The organism is Pseudoalteromonas sp. SR45-5 (assembly GCF_014163565.1).
Classification (GTDB): Bacteria; Pseudomonadota; Gammaproteobacteria; order Enterobacterales; family Alteromonadaceae; genus Pseudoalteromonas; species Pseudoalteromonas distincta.
In genome coordinates, this window is sequence record NZ_JACJDN010000797.1 from 1 (window position 1) to 1,540 (window position 1,540).

Here is a 1,540-nt window from a genome sequence, read left to right on the forward strand (position 1 = left end):
TCTATCAATACTACGATAGATTTGTTCTGCTCTGCGGCGTCTCTAAACGTAACAAAGTAGCGATCGCGAACTATTTCATAAGCTTGCGGGTCGAGCTCACCAGCCCTATGCTCAACATCATCTACTAGACCTTTATTTTCACTATTATCTATATCAACCTCAAAATACTTTTTTAGCAAAGGAAATAGATCTTGCACCATTTCACTTGAAAAAAAGCCAAAAGAACCACTTATGTTAGCATCCGGCCCAATTAATTGATGAGGATAGTAATTGAAAGTACATACTGGTAGTAACCCTTGACCACCAACCACTGCATCAAGTAACTCAACACCAGGAATAAAGCCACGCATGTTTAGCTCTATAGATTGCCATCTAATAGCTTCATCTTGGGTTATATCTAACAACTCTTGATATTTTTGCTCATCACTTAAATTCAGTGTTGTGGGATAAACATCTTCATCAACAATAAAAAGATTAATTACACTACTCATCATTACCTCTTAAAATTAGTGGTGATAGATTTAATCATTAATTAAATATAACGGTAAATAGAGTGAATCAGTTTTACACTGCCAGCCACGCATATCTTTACCCAATTTAGCCATGCTAAGCGCATTTAATGACATGACTGCATTTCCATCTTCTTTGAAGTCACCGTATTTACACTCATCAGCGTGCCACGCAATGACTTTATCTATGCTTGATTGCCATAACAAATCATCACCAATAGTAAGACCTTTAATCGCCTCGATAAGCGGAACAATGCATTGTTGTACATCCTTATCTTTAGTTGATTTAGCCTCAGTAAGCGCATTTTCAATTTCTTCTTCCGGCAGTACTTTACCTGTGCCTATTTTAATTAGTAAGTGATCATATAAAAAAATAGCTTTTTTAGTCACGCTGCTGGTTGTAAAGTCATCTGCATGAGCTCGTAATTTGCTTATTATTGAGTCATCACCGAACAACAGAGCGACATTTAACTCACCTTGGATTGTCCACTCATTGTTGTGTCCTTTTAATTCAGGATCAAAGCCTGTTAAATAAGCAAATGGCGCTGCTTTTTTTAAATAACACTTAGCTTCTTCACAATCTTCTAAAACGTAGTGTGCATATGCCAACTCTTGGTACTCTTCAGAAAGTATTTGTGCTGCTTCTTCTTTATCTTCTTGAGAAGCTAACGGATCGTTAATATCAGCAAGCCTGACCTCAATTACCATAGGTGAATCTTCAAAAAGCTCTTCAAATTCGAAATCATAATTATTAAGTTTTAACATTCTTATTCCTTGAACGTAAATCTAAAATGCATTTAGCAGTCTATTAAATATAACGGTAAATAGAGTGAATCAGTTTTACATTGCCAGCCATGCATATCTTTACCCAATTTAGCCATGCTAAGCGCATTTAATGACATGACTGCATTTCCATCTTCTTTGAAGTCACCGTATTTACACTCATCAGCGTGCCACGCAATGACTTTGTCTATGCTTGATTGCCATAAATAATCATCGCCATTGGTAAGGCCTTTAATCGCTTCAATAAG

At 36.4% G+C, this 1,540-nt stretch carries 2 protein-coding genes and 1 pseudogene; all 3 read right to left on the reverse strand.

Annotated elements, in window-relative coordinates:
* On the reverse strand, nt 1-494 hold a 494-nt coding region (locus tag H5072_RS19125; protein WP_259395997.1), incomplete at its 3' end, for a hypothetical protein.
* A gap of 27 nt (nt 495-521) precedes the next feature.
* Nucleotides 522-1,274 (reverse strand): hypothetical protein, encoded by a 753-nt coding sequence (locus H5072_RS19130; protein WP_182694471.1) that lies wholly within the window; start codon nt 1,272-1,274, stop codon nt 522-524.
* A gap of 32 nt (nt 1,275-1,306) precedes the next feature.
* Nucleotides 1,307-1,540, reverse strand: a pseudogene (locus tag H5072_RS19135) (hypothetical protein); the annotation flags it as partial.